Annotated in this window: 11 protein-coding genes; 2 read left to right on the top strand and 9 right to left on the bottom strand. The window is 71.6% G+C overall.

Translation table 11 applies throughout. From position 1 onward, the window contains the following. Positions 1-12: 12 nt before the first annotated feature. From ACWD6P_RS05045 to ACWD6P_RS05035, 3 genes are all read right to left on the bottom strand, one after another. Positions 13-1,707, bottom strand: a complete 1,695-nt coding sequence (locus ACWD6P_RS05045) for a fatty acyl-AMP ligase (protein WP_451442626.1) — start codon at positions 1,705-1,707, stop codon at positions 13-15. 801 nt (positions 1,708-2,508) lie between these two features. Beyond that, on the bottom strand, positions 2,509-4,059 hold the full coding sequence (locus ACWD6P_RS05040; RefSeq protein ID WP_451442625.1) for a BTAD domain-containing putative transcriptional regulator: 1,551 nt from the start codon (positions 4,057-4,059) through the stop codon (positions 2,509-2,511). 108 nt (positions 4,060-4,167) lie between these two features. Continuing rightward, positions 4,168-5,493 (bottom strand): salicylate synthase, encoded by a 1,326-nt coding sequence (locus ACWD6P_RS05035; protein ID WP_451442624.1) that lies wholly within the window; start codon positions 5,491-5,493, stop codon positions 4,168-4,170. Positions 5,494-6,643: 1,150 nt separating this feature from the next. Here ACWD6P_RS05035 and ACWD6P_RS05030 point away from each other — a divergent pair. Further along, entirely contained in the window at positions 6,644-7,312 is a 669-nt protein-coding gene (locus tag ACWD6P_RS05030) for a TetR/AcrR family transcriptional regulator (protein ID WP_451442623.1), read from the top strand. A 138-nt stretch (positions 7,313-7,450) separates the two neighbouring features. Here the strand turns inward: ACWD6P_RS05030 and asnB are convergent, their stop codons facing one another. The 6 genes from asnB to ACWD6P_RS05000 form a co-directional block, all read right to left on the bottom strand. Next, positions 7,451-9,301: an asparagine synthase (glutamine-hydrolyzing) gene (asnB, locus tag ACWD6P_RS05025; RefSeq protein ID WP_451442622.1), complete on the bottom strand. Its 1,851-nt coding sequence runs from the start codon at positions 9,299-9,301 to the stop codon at positions 7,451-7,453. A 58-nt stretch (positions 9,302-9,359) separates the two neighbouring features. Then, positions 9,360-10,958 (bottom strand): (2,3-dihydroxybenzoyl)adenylate synthase, encoded by a 1,599-nt coding sequence (locus ACWD6P_RS05020; protein WP_451442621.1) that lies wholly within the window; start codon positions 10,956-10,958, stop codon positions 9,360-9,362. 136 nt (positions 10,959-11,094) lie between these two features. Beyond that, positions 11,095-11,880: a thioesterase II family protein gene (locus tag ACWD6P_RS05015; protein ID WP_451442620.1), complete on the bottom strand. Its 786-nt coding sequence runs from the start codon at positions 11,878-11,880 to the stop codon at positions 11,095-11,097. Further along, positions 11,877-16,442 carry an amino acid adenylation domain-containing protein gene (locus ACWD6P_RS05010; protein WP_451442619.1) on the bottom strand — a complete coding sequence of 1,522 codons (4,566 nt, stop codon included), beginning with the start codon at positions 16,440-16,442 and terminating at the stop codon, positions 11,877-11,879. The genes ACWD6P_RS05015 and ACWD6P_RS05010 overlap by 4 nt, the downstream gene beginning before the upstream one ends. 82 nt (positions 16,443-16,524) lie before the next feature. Next, the gene (locus ACWD6P_RS05005) at positions 16,525-18,234 is read right to left on the bottom strand and encodes an ABC transporter ATP-binding protein (protein ID WP_451442618.1); all 1,710 of its coding nucleotides are present in this window, start codon (positions 18,232-18,234) and stop codon (positions 16,525-16,527) included. After that, positions 18,234-20,000, bottom strand: coding sequence for an ABC transporter ATP-binding protein (locus ACWD6P_RS05000; protein ID WP_451442617.1), 1,767 nt, complete (start codon positions 19,998-20,000; stop codon positions 18,234-18,236). The genes ACWD6P_RS05005 and ACWD6P_RS05000 overlap by 1 nt, the downstream gene beginning before the upstream one ends. A gap of 423 nt (positions 20,001-20,423) precedes the next feature. On the opposite strand from ACWD6P_RS05000, the gene ACWD6P_RS04995 reads away from it, so the two are divergent. Beyond that, complete coding sequence (locus tag ACWD6P_RS04995) at positions 20,424-22,028, top strand: B12-binding domain-containing radical SAM protein (RefSeq protein ID WP_451442616.1); 1,605 nt, start codon at positions 20,424-20,426, stop codon at positions 22,026-22,028. Positions 22,029-22,095 lie beyond the last annotated feature (67 nt).

Here is a 22,095-nt window from a genome sequence, read left to right as displayed (position 1 = left end):
CCGCCGCGACCGTCAGACCGGCCGCAGCGCGTCGGCCAGTTGCGGTGCGTAGTCGGCGTACATCACGTCCAGCTCGCCGTCCAGGAACAGCCGGCGCATCGGTACGCGCTGGATCTTCCCGCTCGTGGTGCGCCGCACCCCGCCGCGCCGCAGCAGGGCGACGCCGCCAAGGGGCACGCCGAACTCGTGGGTGACCGTCTGTCCGATCCCGAGGGCCAGCCGGCGCAGCACGTCCTCGGCCGGCCGCCCGGCGACCTCGTGCGTGACGACGAGGGCCTCCTCGGTGCCGGGCCCGGCGAGCGGCACCGTGAAGGCGGCGCCGACGCCGGTGAGTCCGGGGTGCCGCGCGCGCAGTTCCCGCTCGATGTCCTGCGGGTACAGGGTGCGCCCCGGCACGGTCACCAGCTCCTCCAGCCGCCCGGTCACATACAGCTCGCCGTCGTGCAGGGTGCCGACGTCGCCCGTACGCAGATAGCCGTCCGGCAGGAAGGCCCGCTCGTTGGCGGAGTCGTTGCGCCAGTACTCCTTGGCGAGGCTGGGGCCGCGCAGCCAGATCTCACCGATGCCGCCGGGTGCCAGCGCCTCACCGGTCCGCGGATCGACGATCAGCACGTCGTAGTCGCGCGGTGTCCCGCAGCTCACCAGATCGGCACCGACCTTTGCCGGTACGAACCGGTGCTGCTGCAGCCGTTCGGCGTCGACCGTCGTCACCATGGCCTTCCGGTGGGCCTCGCCGGACACGAAGACCGTCGCCTCGGCCATGCCGTAGCAGGGGCACAGCGCGTCGTCCCGAAGACCCGCGGGGGCGAACCGTTTCGCGAAGGCGTCCAGCGTCGCGGTGCCGACCCGCTCCGATCCGTTGGCGGCTATCCGCCACCGGGACAGGTCCAGCCCGGCCAGTTGCTCGTCGGTGACCTTGGCGCAGCACAGCTCGTAGGCGAAGTCCGGAGCCGCGGACCAGTGGACGTCGTACTTGTCGATCATCTGCAGCCAGTGGTGCGGCCGCCGCAGAAAGGCGCTGGAGCGCATCAGCACGCAGCTGCCGCCGAGCATCAGCGCGGGCAGTATCTGACCGAGCAGCCCCATGTCGTGGTAGTGCGGGATCCACCCGCCCAGCCGGGCCTCGGAGGTCAGCCCGAACGCGCGGCGCTGGCTGTCCACGTTGTGCAGGAGGTTGTCGTGGCTGACCATCACGCCCTTGGGCTCGCCCGTCGAGCCCGAGGTGTACTGGAGCATCGCGAGTGTCCGGCGGTCCGGCTCCTCCGGCGTCCATGCGCCCGCGTCCGGCAGGGCGCCGCTGTCCGTCGCCAGCACGGGTGTGCCGGTGAGCCCTTCGGCCTCGGCCCATCCCATGACGTCGGGCAGGCTCTCCGTGTCGGTCAGGGTCGCGGAGATCGCGGCGTTCCTGGCGATGCCGCTCACCCGCGCCTGCTCATGGCGGTACCGGCCGGGCAGCGGCGCGGGTACGGCGGCCATGCCGGCGTAGAGACAGCCCACGTAGGCGGCGGCGAAGGCGAACCCGGTCGGGTACAGCAGAAGCACCCGGTCACCCACCGGGAAGCGGGCCCGCAGCCATGAGCCGATCTTCCGGGCCTCGGCGTCCAGTTGGGCGTACGACCAGCGGGTCGCGCCGTCGTCCCGCTCCACATCGTCAACAAAGATCACCGCGGTGCGGTCCGGCGTCGAGAGCGCGTGCTCACGAATCACCGCGGCAGCACTGGTAGCGTGCGGCAAATCGACCATGACCTGGTTTCCTCTTTCTCATTTCTGCCGCGTGGACGGCCCGATAACGCCAAGTGGGCTACGGGTGCCTCGTGAAGGTTGGTTGGTCGGGTGCGGCGCCGGCCCCGGAACGGGAATTCACCCCGGCCGGCGTACACACGCCACCGAGGCGCGCCGAAGGGAAACCGTCCATGCGGACTTACCTCGGCGTTGCAGCAGGATCTCCAGGCGGCGCATGGTCACAGGAATTGTTCGCCGGATACGAGCGGGCCGGCATCCCGCGCGGCCTCGTCGACGGCCGCGTAGTTCAAGCCGGGGGCGGACACCGCAACAGCCCCCGCAGAACACCGCGTTGACTCGATCCGACGCTAGCACCGCCACGATTGGCCATCCAGCGGCCGGACGGCAGAGGTGAGAATCGCACACCGGGGCATTAAGCCCTCATCCGGAGTCATGAGATCGGGATTTCCGCACCACATTGCACCACCACAACTCCGGTGGTATATCTCTGTTCTGTACCTGCCAGGACCGGATTTCGCAGGGTGCCCGGGAATGGAATTGACCAGAACAATGGCAGCCCGGCAGATGAACAAGGAGAACGCCCGGAACGCCCGGCGGCGGACCGCTTCGAGGAATGTGAAGGAGACCCCTGGAAGGGAACGTCGCCCCAGCGGTGCACCTCGGCACAGAGTGCCCGGTACGGAGACGCGGCCACCCGAAGAAGGCCGGCCGCGGCGTCGTCCGCCGCGGCCGGCCGGTCCGGACGGCCGCGCCCTGCCCTGAGGCCTACCGCTCGACCAGGGCCGCGAGCGGTACCTCGGGGCTGCCCACCAGCACGCTCGCGGCGATCCGCAGGGCGAGCGGCAGCCCTCCGCACACCCGCGCCAGCCGCAGGGCGAGCGACTCCTGACCGCTGAGCCGCCCCTCGCTGAGGCCGACGAGCAGCTGCACGGAGGCGTCGACGGGCAGCGGCCGGAGCGTGACCAGGTGCGCACCGTCCCGGGCCGCGAGCCCGCTCAGCCGCTGCCGGCTGGTGGCGAGCACACAGGACGGACCGCGGGGTATCAGCGGCCTCAACTGATCGGCGTTGAGTGCGTCGTCGAGCACCACCAGCATCCGCTTGCCGTGCAGCACACTGCGGTAGAGCGCGGCACGTCCGGCGAGATCCGGCGGAATCCGCGCGGTGTCGACGCCCAGGCCGCCCAGCAGTTGCAGCAGCGCCTCCGACGCGCTCAGCGACCTGCCGCCCAGCTCCGTTCCGTTCAGGTCCACATAGAGCTGACCGTCCGGGAAGCGGTCCAGCAGGCGGCGCGCCAGCTCCAGCACGAGGGCCGACTTGCCCACACCGGCGGGTCCGTCCACGACGGCGATGGCAGTGGCGGCGCCGCGCCGGCCGGCGGGCTCTTCTTCGAGGAGCCCTTCAAGGCGGGCCAGCTCGTCTTCCCGTCCGACGAACCCCCGCGCCGCGGCCGGGAGTTGGGCCGGTCTGAGGGGTTCGGGCGGCGCGCTCTGCCGGGTGCCGCCGCCCGCCGCCGGGGCGCTCCCGGCACCGGGTGTCCGCGGTTCCGGGTGGCCGGTCAGGATCTGCTGGTGCAGCGTGCGCAGTTCGGCGCCGGGTTCGATGCCCAGCTCCCCGTTCAGCAGCTGCCGGGTCTCGGCGTACACGCTGAGGGCCTCGGCCTGGCGGCCGCCGCGGTAGAGCGCCAGCATCAGCAGCCAGCGCAGCTTCTCGCGCAGCGGCTCCTCGGGCACGGCCCGGGACAGCTCGCCGACCGCCTCCACATGCCGCCCGGCGTCCAGCATGTCGGCGGCCCACTCCTCCACGGCGGTCAGCCGCAGGTCCCGCAGGCGGGTGCGCTCCATGGCGGCGAAGGGGCCGGGGATGCCCGCGTACGCCTCGCCGTGCCACAGGGACAGGGCGTCCTCGTACAGGCGCAGCGCGGTGGCGGCGTCGCCTTCGCCGCGCAGCCTGCGGGCGCGGACATGGCATCGGGTGAAGTGCACGATGTCGACCTCGTCCGGGTCCGTGCGCAGACAGTAGCCCCCGGATTCCGAGGTGAGGACCGTGCTCGCCGCGCGCCTGCCCCGCCCGGGGTCCAGGGCCCGGCGCAGTCCGCCGACGTAGGTGTGGACGCCGTTGGTCGCCGTCTGCGGCACGTCGCTGCCCCAGAGGGCGTCCACGATGTCGTCGACGCCCACGACCTCGTTGGCCCGGCTGGCGAGCAGGCTCAGCACGGCGCGCTGCTTCGGCGGGCCCAGGACCAGCTCCTCGTCGTGGCGCCAGGCACGTAACGGGCCTAAGAGCTGGACGCGTAGGGGTGCCCCCGTCACAGTCATCAGACAGTCAACTCCTCGAATCGGGCTGGCAAGTGAACTGGCAGATCATCGGCCCCGCGCCGACTCTGCGGGGCTGGTGGCGCCGACCGCGCGCGGTGGCGCAGCGCGTCATGCGGTCTCGGGTGTACGTGGCACCAGACATCGGGACACGGACATCAACTTCTCGCACGTCTCCTCCAGTTCACGCTCGGGGCGCGACTGCTCGACGACTCCTGCGCCGGCCCGCAGCCAGGTCTGGCCGTTCTCGGCGAAGACGCTGCGGAGCACCAGCGCGGCATCCATGACACCGTCGTGGGTCACCTTCATGACGGTGCCGGCGTACGGTCCGCGGTGCTGCGACTCATAGCGGCGGATGGCCTCGTAGGCCGCGCGCTTGGGCACGCCGGAGGCCGTCACCGCGGGGAAGACGGCGGCGAACGCGTCCCAGGGGCCGGCGCCTTCGGGCATCCGGCCGCCGACCCGGGACGCCAGGTGCTGGACGGAGCCGCGTTCCTTGACCGCCATGAACTCCTGCACCACCACCGAGTCCGGCTCGCAGGGCCCGGCGAGCTCGTCCATCGCGACCTTCACCGAGATGGCGTGCTCGTGCACCTCCTTGGGGTCCCCGAGCAGGTTCTCGCGCAGCTCGCGGCTCACCTCGGGGTCGTCGGCCAGGGCACGGGTGCCCGCGAGCGGCTGGCTGGTCACCCGGCGCTGGGCGTCGACCTCCACCACGGTCTCCGGGCTGAACCCGAAGGCCTGCAGTCCTGCCATGTCCAGGAGGAAGGAGCGGGCGGGCGTATTGCTCCGGCGGCCGTTCGCATAGCTCGCGGGGAAGTCGATCTCCTCCGCCACGGGCACCACCCGGGAGATGACGGCCTTGTGCAGAACGCCCGCGCGGATGTCCTCGACCAGGGACTCGACGCCCTTGCGGTAGACGTCGGCGTCGGCCTCCAGATCCAGCCGGACCCGCTGGGGGGCCGGGAGACGCGGCACCGCGCCGGCGATCACGGCCTCGGCATCGGCCAGGGTGCCGCTGCCGAGGCTGCGGATCAGCGCCTTGCCCCCGGTCAGCCGGACCTCCGTCTCCGGGACGACGAGATGGAGCAGCACCTCATCGCGCTCCAGGGGCAACCCGGCGATGGCATGGGCGAGTTCGAAGGCACACCAGCCGTAGGCGCTCCAGTCGGTGATCCTCAGGTTGGCCAGAAACTCCCGCACCTTGGCCAACGGATCACCGTGCCAGGGCTCCTCGGCGGTGCTACCGTCCTGGGTGGTGCGAACGGTCCGGGCGGTGACAACGACTTCGGCCGCCACGCCCCCCGCTATGGACCAGCAGCCGGGTTCCTCGTACACCACATAGGTACGGAAGAGGCCGGACTCCGCTAATCCCGTCGCCGTGTCCAACGGCTCCTGCTTCGTTTCCACCACGGCTGTTCGGTAATGGGTTTTCATACGCCCTCCCTCTGGACAGGAACGACACGCAGGCATGCAGGCTCATCGCCGCATGGGACGCCGCGCCCTTCGCATCGGAATCACCATGAAATCAGCACGCTAGTCACGTGGGCTGGCCTGGAGGAAAGCGCGGCACGATCCTGTCGGCGCACCCCTGAGCACCAACTGCCACCCCCCGAAGAACGTGCCTTACCTCAAAGCGGGCACCGCGAATCCGCGGCCGCCGCAGGGACCGTAGAGATGTCGGTCATGAAGAAACTGGACAATCGCCGCAGCACGCCACACCCCTACGCCAAGAACTCAATTGAACAGGAGTCAGATTAACGCAGCGACATACCAATTCAATGATTTTTTCACATTTTTCATGGGCGTTCCGCATCACACCCCGCAACGGCGGAACGCCCGGTACCGGGCATCACTCGAAGCTGCCGGGCCGACGGGGCGGAACACCGACCGGCCCCCTCTCTCCGCGAGCGCCGTCCGCATGCCGCGAAGGCCCTGCCTGCAGATTTTGTACACGTACACCCTACGCGTAAGATAACTCTAGCGGGGCATCCCCCTGCTGTCACTCCTGTCACAGCCCGCGCCGGTCAGGGCAGAGCCGAGAGAAGGACATCATCGCCGGCAAGGGCGCCGCGGAGTTGACGATGGGGAACATGACCAGTGAAGTCTCTGCAACCCCCGAGGAGTTCCGCCGCTATCTGCCCGACCATGCTCATCCCGTACCCCGCCGACTGAATACGGAATTCCGCCTGCGGAGTACGGAAAATCATTCTGCGGAGTACGGAATTCCGGCACCACCCCTGTCCGGCCTTCGGCGGACCCTCCGAATCGTCCGCCACCTAGGGCTATTTCGACTCCGATCACTTCATTAAAGCACCCACCACACCGTGTGGCGCTCCGCAGCGGGTGAACTCCCGTCCCGCCTGGAACACCAGCACCACCGGCCCGGCACGATCGCGGCACGCCAACAGCCCGGTCTCGTCCCCCAGGACGCCCACGAACGCGCCCTGGAAGCCGTCGCCAAGGGCCTCCTGCTGACCACACCCCGCGGCACCGGGACGCATTGGGCACCGCCACGTCCCGGCCGATACGCTCACCATCCCGTCGACAACGGGACCGGTGACACAAGAAAGAGGAAGTTGGACTGATGTCCTCCGCCACCCCGGGTCGAGGGAGAATCGGCCGTCCGCCCCGCCTGTCGCGGGATGCGATCCTCGCCGCCGCACAGCGGATCCTGAACGAGGAAGGGGCGGAGCATCTCTCCATGCGCCGTCTGGCCAAGGAGCTGTCCAGTACGCCCATGGCGCTGTACCACCATGTGCGGGACAAGGACGAGCTGTTGATGCTGCTGCTCGACGCGCACGCCCGCGGTTTCGACCGGCCCGAGCTTCCCACCGATCCCCGTGAACGCCTCGTCGCCGGCGCTCAGCTGCTCCATGACATCCTCGCGGACTGCCCCTGGGGCGTGGAGGTGCTGGCCTCCGACGACTTCGTGAGCATCGCGGCCATCTGGATCGTGGAGACCGTCATCGACGCCCTGGTCGAGTGCGGGCTCACCCCGGAGGACGCCGTCTACGCCTACCGCGTCATCTGGTACTACACCGTCGGCGAACTGACGCTGCGCTTCAACCGCGAGCGCTCCGAGAGCGATCCCAAACGGCCGCGCTACCGCGAGCGCGCCATGGCCTCACTGGACAAGGAGGCCTTCCCGAGGCTCGCCTCGCTCGGCAGGAGCTGGGTCGGGCTGACCACCGAGGGCAATCAGCGGCGCGGCCTCGAAGCCGTGATCGACGGACTGCTCAGCCAGAACGCGTGACGCGCAGGCCGTGATGCACAGGCCGTGATGCAAGGGCCTTGACGCACAGGCCGTGGCACAAAAGCGCCACCGCTCGTAGAGGTACGAGCGGTGGCGTTCTTGTTCCCCGGGGCGGGGGCGGGGCGTTTTGGGCGTTTCCTAGAGGTCCACCGTCACGCCGTAGGACGTCAGCCAGAAGTCCAGGCCGAGCGCCAGCTCCATTCCCATCCGGTCGCTCTGCAGGCTCTTCCGGCCGAGCGGGCGGTTCAGCAGGTCGGCCACCTGCCTGCGGTCGAGCAACGCGGACACCGGAGACCCGGGATCCGCCATCACCTCCGCCAGCCGGTCGCGCAGGGCCCGTTCATAGGCCGGGTCATGGGTGCTGGGATAGGGGGCCTTGACCCGTTGCAGGATCGAGTCCGGCAGCAGGTCGCCGGCCGCCGCCCGCAGCAGGCTCTTCTCCCTGCCGTCGAAGGACTTCATCGCCCACGGCACGTTGAACATGTACTCCACCAGCCGGTGGTCGCAGAACGGCACCCGCACCTCCAGGCCGGTGGCCATGCTCATCCGGTCCTTGCGGTCGAGCAGGGCCTGCACGAACCGGGTGAGATGCACATAGCTCAGCCCGCGCATCCGTCTCTCCCCGGCCGACTCCCCGGCCAGCACCGGGGTCTCCGCGAGCGCCTGCGCATAGCTGTCGCGCACGAAGTCCGCCATGCCGAGCTTGGTCAGCAGCTCCGGGGCGAACAGGGAGTCGTCGACGAAGTACCCGCGCACGCGCGGGGTCAGCCACGGGAACACGTCCGCCCTGACCGCGTCCGGGTCGTGGAACCACGGATAGCCGCCGAACACCTCGTCCGCCGATTCGCCGGAGAGCGCCACCGTGGAGTGCTCGCGGATGGCGCCGAACAGCCGGTACAGCGAGGGATACAGATCGCCCCAGTACGCCGTGGGCAGATCGGTGGCGCTCTGCACCGTGGCGCGCAGGTCCAGCCCCGCCAGCGTCGTGCTCTCCAGGAGGATCTCGGTGTGGTCCGAGCCGACATGATCGGCCAGCTTGCGGACGAAGGGCGCGTCGGCCAGGCCCCGCATCGGGTCGTCGCCGAACTCCTCGGCGTTGCCGCGGAAGTCGACGGAGAAGGAGCGCACCGGACCGCACCCCTGGGCGACCAGGTGCTTCGCCGCCAGGGCGGTGATCGTGGAGGAGTCGAGCCCGCCCGACAGGAGGCTGCACAGCGGGACGTCCGAGACGAGCTGCCGCTCCACGATGTCGTCGAGGAGGGAACGCACCGTCTTGATGGTGGTCTTGAGGTCGTCCGTGTGCTCCCGGGCCGTCAGCCGCCAGTAGCGCCGCTCGGTGAGGCCCTCCCTGCGCACCCGCACCACACTGCCCGGGCGGACCTCCCGCAGCCCGGCGAAGATCGCCTGCCCGGGGGTCTTGACCAGCGTCAGGATCTCGCGCAGACCGTCCGCGTCGACGCGGCGGGGGACATCGGAGTGGGCGAGGATCGCCTTCGGCTCCGACCCGAAGAGGACCCCGTCGGGCGTCTCGTAGTAGTACAGCGGCTTGATGCCCATGCGGTCGCGCACCAGCAGCAGTTCCCGGCTGCGGGTGTCCCAGATGGCGAACGCGAACATCCCGTTGAGCTTCTCGGCGAACCCCTCGCCCCACTCCAGGTAGGCGCGCAGCACCACCTCGGTGTCGCTGCGCGTCCTGAAGGCGTGGCCCCGGGACCTCAACTCCTCGCGCAGTTCGGTGAAGTTGTACACCTCACCGCTGTAGCTGAGGCAGGCGAGCGTCTGGCCCGCCTCCTGGGCGAGCATCGGCTGGGTCCCGCCCTCCAGGTCGATCACGGCCAGCCTGCGGTGCCCCAGCGCGGCGTGGCGGTCGCTCCACGTTCCCCCGGCGTCCGGGCCGCGGCAGCTCATGCTCTCCGTCATCAGCGCCAGCCTGTGACGTTCCTGCCTCAGGTCCCGGCTGAAGTCCACCCAGCCGGCGATTCCACACATGCTTGACCACCTTTCGCGCGTCGCCGGGGCGGCGCGCCCTCACAGACAACGGCTGTTGTCAGCCCTGAAGCTGAGCCTTGAGTGCTCTCTTGTCGATCTTTCCGACACCGGTCAGCGGCATGGTGGAAAGCACCACCAGCTGGTCGGGAAGTTTGTACGGCGCGATGCCGCGGTCCCTGAGCCCGGCCTGCACCTCGCGCAGGGCCGGCGGCCGCTGCGCGTCCTGCGGCACCACGCAGGCACAGGTCTGCTCGCCCATGTGCGGGTGCGGCAGGGCGATGACCGCGGCGGCCCTGATGCGGGGGTCGGCGAGCAGATGCTCCTCGACCTCCTGGGCCGGCACCTTCTCACCGCCCCGGTTGACCACGTCGTTGATCCGGCCCACGACCTCGAAGTAGCCCGCGGCGGTCCGCCGGACCACGTCACCGGTGCGGTAGTAGCCCTCCTCGGTGAACGCGGTGCGGTTGCGCTCCTCGGCCCGGTAGTAGCCGCGCAGCGTGTACGGGCCGCGGGTGAAGAGCTCGCCCTCCTCGCCGGGGCGGGCGTCCGCGCCGTCCTCGCGGATCACCCGTATCTCGTCGCCCGGCGACAGCGGGCGGCCCTGCGTGTGCAGGACCACGCTCTCCGGGTCGTCGAGGCGCGTGAAGTTGAGCAGGCCCTCCGCCATCCCGTACACCTGCTGCAGGGTGCACCCGAGCCCCTCGGAGACCTCGCCGGCGACCTCCGGGCCGAGTCTGGCCCCGCCGACCTGGAGGAGTGTGAGGGAGTCCAGGTCGTGTTCGGTCCACTCGGCGGCGTCGAGCCAGAGCGGCACCAGGGGCGGGACCAGCGAGGTGGCCGTCACCCCGGCGCTCGCGATGAGGGGGAAGCAGGACTCGGGGGTCGGTGCCGGCGCGAGGACCGCGGTGCCGCCCAGGCGCAGGGTGCCGAGCACGCCCGGACAGGCCAGCGCGAAGTTGTGCCCCATCGGGAGCGCGCACAGGTACCGCGTTCCGGGGCCGAAGCCGCACAGCCGCGAGCTCTGCCGCAGCTGGTAGGTGTAGTCGGCGTGGGTGCGCGGGATCAGCTTGGGCGGCCCGGAGGTGCCGCCGGAGAGCAGGAAGAGCGCCACGTCCTGGGGGTCGGGCACCGGCAGTTCGACGGGGTCCGCGTCCAGCGCCGCGAGCGCCGTGAAGGGCCCGGGGTCGCCGGCCACCAGGACGTGCCTAAGGCTTGCCGTGCTCGCCAGGACTTCCTTGGCGATGGTCCGGTAGTCGCAGTCGAGCACCTGGTCGGCGCAGACGTACGCCACCGCTTCCGAGGTGTTCACCAGATGGGTGATCTCCGACGTCCGGTGGGCGGGGAGCGCGAACACCGGCAGCGCCCCGAGCCGGAAGAGGGCGATGCACAGCACCACCATCTCCACGTCGTTGGGCAGCTGGACGACGACCCGGTCTCCGGTGTCGATGCCGTGGCGGCGCAGTCCGGCGGCGAGGCGGTCGGCCGCCCGGTCGAGCTCGCCGTAGGTGAGGGTGCGGGCGGGGGTGACCACGGCCGGTCGGGTGGCCGCGTCGGGCAGGGACAGGGGCAGCCGGCCCAGAACCTCGTCGGTCCAGTACCCCTTGGCCCGGTAGTCACGGACGAACGCATCGGGCCACGGCACACAGCCTTCTCGCATGGATGATCCCAACTCCTGGTATCTGGAAGGGTTTTCGCACATGGGTGGCGGCAAAAGCGGTCACAAGGTGCTGCCATGGGTGTGACGGGGAGCCGGGCGGGCGCACGCGGGGGTCGTGGCGGCCCGCCCGGCGGTCTCAGGGCATCGAGGCCCAGGCCTCGGAGGCGGCGGGCAGCACGGCCCGCACCCGCTCCCAGACCCGGGTCAGCACGCGTTCGCGCTGTTCCTCGAGGTAGAAGTGGCCGCCGCGGAAGGGCAGTACGTCGCACGCGCCGAGCGTGCTCGCCCGCCACGCCCCGGCCTCCGCGGCGTCGACCTCCGGGTCGGCGTCCGCGTACAGCACGGTCACGGGAAGGTCCAGCCTGCGGCCCGGCAGGGGCCGGTAGGTCTCGATGAGCCGGTAGTCGCGCCGGAGCGTCGGCAGCATCGCGGTCAGGAGCGCGTCGTTGTCGAGTACGTCCGCCGCGGTGCCGCCCAGCCGCCGCAGGTCCGCGACGAGTTCGGCGTCGGAGGCCAGGTGCAGCGCACCGCCGCGGGTCAGGTGCGGCGCGGGCTGTCCGGAGACCACCAGCGCCTGGGGGGCGTGCCCCAGGGTGGCCAGGGCGCGCGCCGTCTCGTACGCCACCGCGGCACCCATGCTGTGTCCGAAGAGCACGGTGGCGCACCGCGGGCGGGCGGTGAGCTCGCGGACGAGATCGGCGCAGACCTCGGCGACGAGGTCGCTCATGGCGGCGGCCGCCTCCTCGCCGTAGCGGTCCTCCCGGCCGGCGTACTGGACCGCGCTCACCTCGATGTCCCAGGGCGCGTCCAGCGACCACAGGCGGTAGGCGCCCGCGGTCCCTCCGGCGTGCGGGAAGCAGACGAGCCGGGCCCGGGCGTGGGCGCGCGGCGACACGGTGCGCACGCTTGCGCCGGCGCTCACAGCACGCCCACTTCGTACGCGGCGTGGCCGGCTTCGTGCGCCGTGCTCCCGCCCCCGGCGGCCGGCGTCCCCCGCAACTGGGTGATCAGCGCGCCCATTCCGGCGACGGTCGGCACCCGCAGCACCTCGCGCATGGGGAGTTCGACGCCGAAGCGGCGGCGGACGGCGGTGACCAGGCGGGTCGCTCGGAGGCTGTCCCCACCGAGCACGAAGAAGCTGGCCTCCCGCGCCACGCTCCGGGCGCCGAGGACGTCGGCCCACAGCTGTGCCACCTGCTGCTCCGTCTCGCCCCGGGGCGGCTCGGCGCTCTCCTGCGGCCGGTCGGCGCAGTCGTCGAGGAGCTGCCGGACGCGGCGCCGGTCCACCTTGCCGTTGCCGCTCAGGGGCAGCGCCGGCAGGGCCACGACCGTGCCGGGGATCATGTGCGCGGGCAGCCGTCCGGCGAGCCAGGTCCGCAGGGCGTCGGCGTCCACGGCCGGGGACCGCGGGGGACACTGGGCGGTGATCAGGACCACGCCGTCCGGCTCCGTACGGGCCGGGCGGACGTCGGTGAACCCCTCGCGCCGCAGTGCGCGCAGCCACCGTCCCGCGTCACAGGCCGCGGCGGGCGCCGCGCCGCCCGGCAGCGGCAGCGGCGAGGGCGCGGTCCGTGCCACCAGCCAGAGCCGGGCGCCCGCCCTGCCGAGCAGGGCCGCCGCGGCCGCCGCGGCGTCCGGGTCCGCTATGCGGCCCAGGGCGTCGTTGACCACCACCGCGTCGAAGCGGTGCCACGACGTCTCCGGCATCGCCGACCCGTCCCGCAGGACCGTCCGCACGGTGTGCGCGGCCCCGGCCAGCCGTGTTCCGGCGGCGGCCAGTTCGGCCGCGGAGGGGGCCATCAGCGTGTACGTCACGGGGGTGGGCCCGGTCTCTTCCAGGAGCCGGGCGGCGCTTCGGCCCCCGGTCCCGGCCCACTCGACGACGGCGAGCGGTTCCGGCCGGTCCTGCGCGAGCCGCCGCAGCCCGTCGCCGACCGCGGCCAGGCTCGCCCGCGCCCCGGGCAGCAGATCGCCCAGTCCGTCCGGTGCCAGGGCCGGGTCGTCGAGCGGCGCCGTCGGCGGGGCCTCGCCCTTGAGCACGGCCGTCAGCAGCGGCACGGCCCGCTCCCATGCGTCCGCCACGGTCTCCAGGTACGTGCCGTGCGCGCGCTCCCGGATCCGTACGAGGTGCTGTGTGCCGCGCACTTCGGCCCAGCGGGGGCCCGGTGCGGGCGTGTGCGCGGGGCCCGTCAGGACCTCGCGTCCGGTCAGGTAGTCCACCCAGCCGGTGAGCATCGGGCGGAGGTCTTCCGGCACCGGCGGGGACCAGGCGGCGCCGGGTGCCCGGCCGAGGCCGAGCCGGTCGAGCACCGTGGCCAGGAACGCCTCGGTGAGGGCGTGTTCGAGCTGCACCGCCGCAGGCGCCTGGTCCGCTGCCGGTCCGTCCGGCAGCCGGTCGGAGGTGTCCCGGTCCGTCGCCGGCGGTGTGCCGCGCCGCTCGACGACGGCGGCCACCAGCTCCTTGCGGCGGTCGCCGACGGCCACGGTGACCGCGTGGGCCAGGCCCGGGTGGCTCTGCAGGGCGGCCTCGATCTCGCCCAGTTCGACACGGAAGCCGTTGATCTTCACCTGGTGGTCCGCGCGGCCCAGGAACTCCAGGGTCCCGTCGGGCCAGTAGCGGCCGAGATCGCCGGTGCGGTACCAGCGCTCGCCGCGGTGGCGCACAAAGCGCCCGGCGGTCAGCTCCGCGTCCCCGCGGTAGCCGAGCGCCACGCCGTCACCGCCGATCCAGAGCTCGCCCGCCACCCAGTCGGGGCAGTCCCGGCCGCGGGGGTCGACCACCCGGAAGCGCTGGTTGCTCAGGGGAGTGCCGTAGGGGATGGAGCGCCAGTGCGCCGGCACCTCGTCCACCTCGTGGAAGTTCGACCAGATCGCGGCTTCGGTGGCGCCGCCGAGCCCGACGAGCCGACATCGTCCGCCGGACGCCTCGCGCAGCGCCGCGGGCAGGTCGAGGCCGATCCAGTCGCCCGAGAGGAGGGCCAGGCGCAGCCCGGTAGGCAGCGGGGCCCCGTCGGCGGCGGTGAGCAGCATGTCCATCAGCGCGGGTACGGAGTTCCACACCGACACCCGGTGCCGCTCGCACAGTTCCAGCCACTGCTGCGCGTCGCGCCGGTCCGACTCCGCGACCAGGACGAGGGCGCCGCCGCGGCTCAGCAGACCGAAGACGTCCCACACCGACAGGTCGAAGTCCAGGGCGGAGACGGCCAGCACACGGTCCCGGCCGGTGATTGCGAAGCGCTCGTTGATGTCCTCGACGGTGTTGACGGCCGCCCGGTGGCTGACCTCCACGCCCTTGGGGGTGCCGGTGGACCCGGAGGTGAAGATGACGTACGCGGTGTCGTCCGGGTCCGCGGCCACCGGGGCGGACAGCGGCTCGGCCGCCAGGGCCCGCTCCAGCGGCAGGACTTCGGTGCCCGGGCCCGCGGCCGGCAAGGTGTCGCCGCCGGCCAGGACCAGCCGCGCACCGCTCCGGGCCAGGATCCGTTCGCGGCGCTCGGCGGGCTGGTCGGTGCCGAGGGGGATGTACGTTCCCCCGGCGGCCAGCACACCGAGCACCGCGGCTATCTGGTCGGGTCCCTTCGGGGCGGTGACGACCACCGGGCTGCCGCGCCCGATGCCGCGCCCGGCGAGGGCGCCGGCGATGCGCAGGGCGCGCTCGGCGAGTTCCCGGTGGGTGACCGCGCCCGGCGGCCGGGCATCGGCCGGGCCCCACAGCAGCGCGGGCGCCGCGTCCCGCTCCGCGGCCCGGGCGAAGAACTCCTCGTGCAGCAGCCGCCCGCTGTGCCCGCGCGCCACGGAGTTCACCTGGTCGCGGCGGCGCCGCTGGGCCTCGGGCAGCGGGATGTCCGGCGTACTCCCCCAGTCGGCCGTCATCAGCTCGCGCAGCAGTGCGCCGCAGGCGGAGAGCATGGTGTCGAGCACCCCGTCGGGGAACAGCTCGTCGACCGCATCCCAGGCGAGCTGCAGACCGCCGTCCCGCGTGCGGTAGACCTGGCAGTCGAGCCACACCTGCGGGGTCTGGGACACCATCCAGGACAGCTCGCCGAAGAGCCCGGCGAAGGCGTCCGGGACCAGCGGGGCGTCCACGTTGCAGGCGAAGACGACCGGGGCGGTGCGCGGTGTCTCGCCGTCGGCGCGGACGAAGTCGCGCAGTACGTCCACGCCGGTGTACGCCGCGTGGCCGACGTCGTCGTGCAGCCGCTGCTGCACCGCCTTGGCCCGCTCGGCGAAGCCGGTGCCGCGGGTCAGGTCGATCTCCAGCAGCACCAGGCTGGTGAAGTCGGCGACGATGCCCCCGATGTCGGCGTGGGTGGCCTGGTCGCGGTCGAAGAGCGGCAGATTGAGCAGGAAGTGCTGCTCTCCGCTCCAGCGGGCGAGGATCTCGGCGAAGGCGGTGGCCAGCAGCACCGACGGGGTGATGCCGTGCTCGGTGGCCCGGCGCTGCAGCACCGCCCATTCGTGCGGCGGCAGTTCGTGGGTGCGGCGGACGAACCGGGTGACGGCGAGGTCCTCGGGCTCGGTCTTCAGCGGCAGCCTCGGGCCGCCCGGCAGCTCCGGCAGCCTCGTGGTCCAGTACTCCTCGGCGCGGGCCCGGTCGGCGGCGCGCGAGGTGTCGCGGTCCGCGAGGTACTGCGCGAAGCCGTAGCCCAGCTCGGGCAGTGCCGAGGGGTCTTCGTAGAGCGCGGCCAGGTCGCCGAGGATCAGCCGGAAGCTGTGGACGTCGGCGACGAGCAGGTCGATCCCGACGTGGATGCGGTGCCCGCCGCCCGGAAGGCGGCTCAGCTGGACGTCGAGGACCTCGCCGCGCGCCACGTCGAGGCGCCGGTGGGAGAGCGTCTCCCGGCGCCGGAGCAGCTCCCGCTCGGCGGCGGCGGGGGGCTGCCCGCTGTGGTCGTGGACGGTCAGGCCCGGCCACGGCGCGGTGTCGAGCACCCGCTGCGTACCGTCCTCGTCGAAGCGGGCGCGCAGCATCGGGTGCCGGCGCATCAGTGCGCGTACGGCGCCCTCCAGCCGGTCCGCGTCGACGTGCGGGGCGTCGAACTCCAGATAGGCGTGGCAGCCCACGCCGCCCAGCGTCCGGCCGTCCGCGCGGCCGATCCAGTAGGCCTGCTGAACGGGTGTCAGGGGGAAGGGGGCGCGGCCGTCGGCCGGGGCGGACGGCTCGGCGGGGCCGGTGCCGGCCGCGCTCGGCGCGGGTGCTTCCCGGCCCGCGCCGGACAGCTGCGCGTACCACGTCGTCAGGCGGGCGTCGCGGGCCATCTCGGTGAAGTCGGCCCGCAGGCCCGCCCGGTTGAGCCGGTTGGTGAGCTGCATCAACTGCAGTGACTGGAGGCCCAGTGCGAAGAGATCGGCCTCGTCGTCCGCGGGGCCGAGCTCCGCGCCGAGCACCGCGGAGACCTGGGCCCTGAGCGCGTCCAGGCTGCCCGCCAGCTCTTGGGGGTCAAGTGGTCGCGCCGAACGTCTCGACGTGCGCTTGTGTGACATCCCTACCTCGGTTCGACAGAAGGTGCGGTGCAAGGCGGTCCAGGTGACTGCAGAACGGCTGCCGGGCGGCGCCGTACGCCGCTCAGGCCTCGTCGTACGCGGCGATCTTCCAGAACTCGGCGTACCTCCCGCCGCTTCGGAGGAGATCCAGGTGGCTGCCCTCCTCGGCGATCCGCCCTTCGTGCAGGAAGGCGATCCGGTCGGCCTGGCGCACGGTGTTCAGCCGGTGCGCGACCATCACCACGGTGCGGCCGTGCATCAGCCGGTCCAGGGCTTCCTGGACGGCGACCTCGCTCTCCGGGTCCAGCGCCGAGGTGGCCTCGTCGAGCAGCAGGACCGGGGCGTCCTTGAGCAGGGCGCGGGCGATCGAGACGCGTTGGCGCTCGCCGCCGGACAGGGCGCTGCCCCCCTCGCCGACCTGGGTGGACCAGCCCTGCGGCAGCCGGGCCACGACCTCGTCCAGGCGGGCCGCGACGGCCGCCGCGCGCACCTCCCGGTCCGTGGCGTCGGGGCGTCCGATGCGCACGTTGTCCTCGATGGTCCCGCCGAAGAGATAGACGTCCTGGAAGACCATGGAGAGGTGGGCCATCAGCCGGTCGCCGTCGAGGTCGCGTACGTCCACTCCCCCGACGCGTACGACGCCGGAGTCCACGTCGTGGAAGCGCGCCACCAGTTGGAGCAGCGTGCTCTTGCCCGCGCCGGAGGATCCGACGACGGCGACCCGCTGCCCCTCGGCGACCTTGAGGGAGAGCCCGTCGAGCACCGTGCGGCCGGCGCGGCGGAAGACCACGTTCGCCAGCTCGATGCCACCGCCGGCCGGGGCCAGCGGCTCGTCGGCCTCGGGCAGCGGCTTCTCCTGGAGCACCGCCTGGATGCGCTCCAGTTCCCCGCGGGAGGCCCGCATCACTCCGCCCAGGTCCGACAGGGACAGCAGCGGATCGACGCAGCGGGCCGCGAGCACCAGCAGCGCGAGGACCTCCGCGACGCCGATGCCGCCGCCCAGGGCGAGATACGTTCCGAGGGCCAGTACGAGGGTGAAGGAGGCCTGCACGGTGAGGGTCAGGCCCAGCGTGCCCGGCAGGCTCCGCAGCGCCGCGCCGCGCTCGCTGCGCCACTGCTCGCGCAGTGCGTCGTCGAGCATGCCGAGCCGCTCGCCGGAGCGTCCGCCGGCCCGCAGCACCGGCTGGGCGCGCACATACTCCACCACGCGCCCCGAGGCCTCGTCGCTGCGCCGCAGGCGCTCGGCGTCCTGTCGTGCCGTCGCCCTGCCGGTGGCGTTCTGGACGGCGACGATGACGGGCACGGCAACCAGGGCGGCGAGGGCGAGGCGCCAGTCGACGAAGAACATCACGGCCACGATGGACAGCGGGGTCACCGAGGCGTTGATCAACGGCCGCAGCCGGTGTGCGGGGACCGTCATCACCTCCATCACGCTGCGGCTGGTCAGTCCGGAGACCTCGCCGATCCGGGCGGAGGTGAACCAGCCGAGCGGCAGCCGGGCGATGTGGTCGCCGAGCCGGTGGTGCAGCCCGCGGGACAGCTCGCCGCCGGTGCGGAAGCCGGCGAGGTCGCTGCGGAAGCCCAGGACGGCGCTGACCAGGACGGCCGCGGCGAAGGCCGCCAGCCAGGGCCAGGCGTGTGCCGCGTCGCCGCCGAGGACGGCGCGCAGCAGGGGGACGAGCAGTCCGTAGGAGAGTCCCTCGACGGCCGCGCACACCGTCATCAGCGCGAGGGTGCGGCGCACCGGCCGGGCGTTCGGCTCACCGAGGACCTTCAACAGCAAGCGGATCATCAGCGGGTCTCTCCCTGCGCGCTCTGGTGCTTGTCGCGGGCGGCGCGGCCGTGTGCGGCGCTCTCGTGCTGCGCCCGCCACATGGCGGCGAACCGGCCGTCGCGTGCGATGAGTTCGCCGTATGTCCCGCTCTCCACGATCCGTCCGCCTTCCAGAACGACGATGCGGTCGGCGCGGGTCACGGTCTCCAGGCGGTGGGCGATGACCAGTTGCGTACGGCCGGCCATCAGGGCTTCGAGCGCCCTGCGGATCTCCGCCTCGGTCCTGGCGTCGGCGAAGGACATGGCCTCGTCCAGCACCAGCACGGGGGCGTCGACGAGCAACGCCCGGGCGATCGCCAGGCGTTGGGCCTCGCCTCCGGAGAGTCCCGTCCCCTCGCCGATCACGGTGTCGTAGCCGTCCGGCAGGGCCTCGATGCGGTCGTGGATGCCCGCCGTCCTGGCCGCCGACACGATGTCCGCCCGGTCGGCCTCCGGCACCGCGAGGGCGATGTTCTCGGCGACGGTGGCGCGCAGCAGCCGCACGTCCTGAAGGATGAACGAGACCGTTTTGTACAGCTCGTCGTCGGGGATGTCGCGCACGTCCACCCCGCCGAGCAGTACGGCGCCTTCGGTCGGGTCGTAGAACCGGGGCAGCAGCTGCGCCAGGGTGCTCTTGCCCGCGCCGGAGGGGCCCACCAGGGCCGTGGTGGTGCCGGGTTCGAGCACGAGGTCGACCTCGCTCAGGACGGGGCTGTCCTCGTCGTAGGCGAAGCCGACACCGCGCAGCTCCACGCGTGCGCCGTCCGGGGTTCGGGGGTGGACGGGCTCGGGCAGCGGCGGCACACAGAGCATCTCGTGGATGCGCCCTGCCGCCTGCTGCGCGGCCTGGATGTTGTCGAGGCCGTGCCCCAGCGCGGCCACCGGCGCGGTCAGCGCGACCGAGAGCAGCAGGAAGGGCAGCAGATCGGCCAGCGGCATCGAGCCGCCCGCGATGAGCGCCGTGCCGCCGGTGAGGACGACGAGCAGCACGACGGGCGGCGAGAGCACCAGCGCGGCCAGGGACGCGAGGCCGGCGCTGCCCTCGACATAGCCGAGGAAGAAGTCGGCGAAGTCGTCGGCGGCCTTGCGGTAGCGCCGGTGGGCACGGCCCGCGCCGCCGAAGGTCTTGACGACGGAGATGCCTTCGACGAACTCGACCGCGGAGGCGCCGATCCGTCCCATGGCCTCGCCCATGGCCGCTTCGGCGCGCTGCCGCTCCTCGTTCATCAGCCGGCTGAAGAGCACCACCGCGACCAGGACGGGGAGCAGCGCGATGAGCATCAACCGCCAGTCCACCCAGCCCAGATAGGCGAGCGCGGCCAGCGGGACGGTCACGGCCGAGGCGAACTCGCCCGGGGTGTGCGCGATCAGGTAGTGCAGCGAGTCGACGTCGCTCTGCACCACGCGGTTGATCTCGCCGGAGCTGCGCCGCGCGTACCAGCCCAGGGGCACCCTGCCCAGGCGCTGGGCGAGCGATCTGCGCAGTGTCAGGTGCAGTTCGCCGTCGACGAGGTGGGCGATCCCGCTGGCGGCGGTGGCCGCGAGGACGCGTAAGAGGAGTCCGGCGGCGCCGGTCACGACGGCGGTCCATGCGGCGCTCTCGTCGAGGGGACCGGACGCAAGGAGCTGCCGGCCCAGTTCGACGACCGCGAGCAGCGGCGCGAGTCCGGCCAGGGCGCTCACCGACTGCAGCGCGAAGACGGCGGCCAGGCGGCCGCGGTAGGGGCGCAGCAGCTTCAGCAGCATCCCTTTCCCGCCCGGCCCGCCGGTGTCCGGTGGACCCTGCGGGCCGCCGCCCCCCTTCCGGCCGTCGTCTCCGGCCGCTTCACCGTCTTCCGCTCGGGCAACCGCTTCACCTGCCGCGGCCATAGGTTTCCCACCTTCCAGGCCGATTCACCTGACCCGCACATGGCGTGTCACACGGCTCGTCGAACCGTACTGCGCGGGACTCCGAACGCGGACTTTACACGTATAACAACGAGCCCTGCAAGCGCGCTGAAACGATACAGAAGCACACTGGACAGCACCTGGATACCGCCCGCTCACACCCCCCTCGCAAATGAAGAGCGCATACAGAATCTCTACAGAAACCTTGTGTAACGCTGGGCGGTCCACCTCCGTGGCCAGCAACGATGACGCCACGGCAAGAAACCGACAGAGGATAACGTGATGCGCGTCCTGATTCTGAGCGGACTGGGGCCGGGTATTTTCACCTCGCCGCACATCGAAGGATCACTTTTCACCAAGAATCCCCATGAACGCGGCCTCGAAATGCTGAGGCGGGCCGGCCTGTCGGATCTCGATCTGGAGCGGCTCTCCTTCATGAATTCCGGCCGCGAGTACGCGCTGCTGCGCCCCCGGCCCGACGCCGCCCCGCACCTGACGTCGGTCACCCTGCACTCCATCCTGGAACACAGCGGCCACGACTTCGCGCCGATCGACCTGGCGGACGTCTGGGCGGACACGGCCGAGGTGCCGGCCGGCGACTTCGACCTCGCCCTCCTGTCGACCACCTACATATGGAACGCGGCCCTGCTGTCCACCGCGATCCGGTGGATCAGCCAGAACCTGCCCGGCACCGGCATCATCACCGGCGGCCAGTTCACCAACCTCAAGTACATGCAGGCCCTGCGCGACCACCCGGAGGTGACCGCCGTCGTCCGAGGGGACGGCGAGATCACGCTGCCGATGACCCTGGACGTACTGGACAGGCGCGGCGATCTGGCCACCGTGCCCAATCTCGTGTGGCGCGACGACGCCAGGATCCGGATCAATCCGGTCGAGTACATCGACATCGACGCGTACCCCTCGCCGAGCTTCTCCGGAAACGCGGCAGTCGTCCCCTATGAGTCCATGCGCGGCTGTCCGTTCGACTGCAAGTTCTGTTCGTTTCCCGCGGCCTCGCCGAAATGGCGCTACAAGTCCGCCGAGAAGATCCGGGACGACTGGGCGGCCTATGTCACCAAGAACAACGCGCAGAGCATCTACGCCATGGACTCGACGTTCACTATCCCGCCCACCAGACTGCGCAAACTCCTCGAAATACTTCCGGATTCCGGCATTCCGCCGTGGGAGGGGTTCAGCAGGGCCAACACCCTCAATTCCGAGCGGGTCGTGGACGGCCTGACGAAGGCGCACTGCTTCCAGCTGCACATCGGTTTCGAATCCATGAACGACGGCACCCTGAAGCGGATGAGCAAACGGGTCAGCGTCAAACAGAACAAACGGGCCATCGAACTGCTCATCCAGAGCAATCTCTCGTACTACGGACTCTTCATGGTCGGCTATCCCGGCGAGTCCCCCGATATGTTCCAGGACACCCAGGACTTCCTCGTCAACAGCTATGAGGGGCACTATTCGATCGCGCGTTTCTCCATCACCGACGAGACGATGCCGCTCTGGCAGGACAAGGAAGAGCTCCGGATCGTCGCCGAGGACCCGACCAACCCGACCTCCCCCTGGTCGCACATCGGGATGGACAGCGACGAGGCCGCGGCCCTCCAGAAGGAGACCATGGACAAGGTCCGCCTCAAGAACGACAACGCCGTGCTCGACCTGTGGCAGTACGACTACGCGCCCCGGCTGATGCCGAACCACGACCACAAGGTCAACCTCGCCGTGGAGAAGGCCATCGAGCGCATCTGCATGGCCCCGCTGGACTACACCGACACCGACGAGGGCGCCCAGGTGATGTCCGCCCACTTCGGCAAGCTCCACGACCTCGGCGTGCAACTCGCCCCGGCCGGACGCGAGTTGTGCCGGGACGCCATCTGACACCGGCGGGTCACCGCCGGCCGGACCGACGGTGGCGGGCGGCGAAGCGGACGCCAAGGGCGTGTGC

The organism is Streptomyces sp. NPDC002446, from assembly GCF_053595675.1.
Note: the sequence above shows the minus strand (reverse complement) of the source record. Positions and strands in the feature narration are given on the sequence as shown.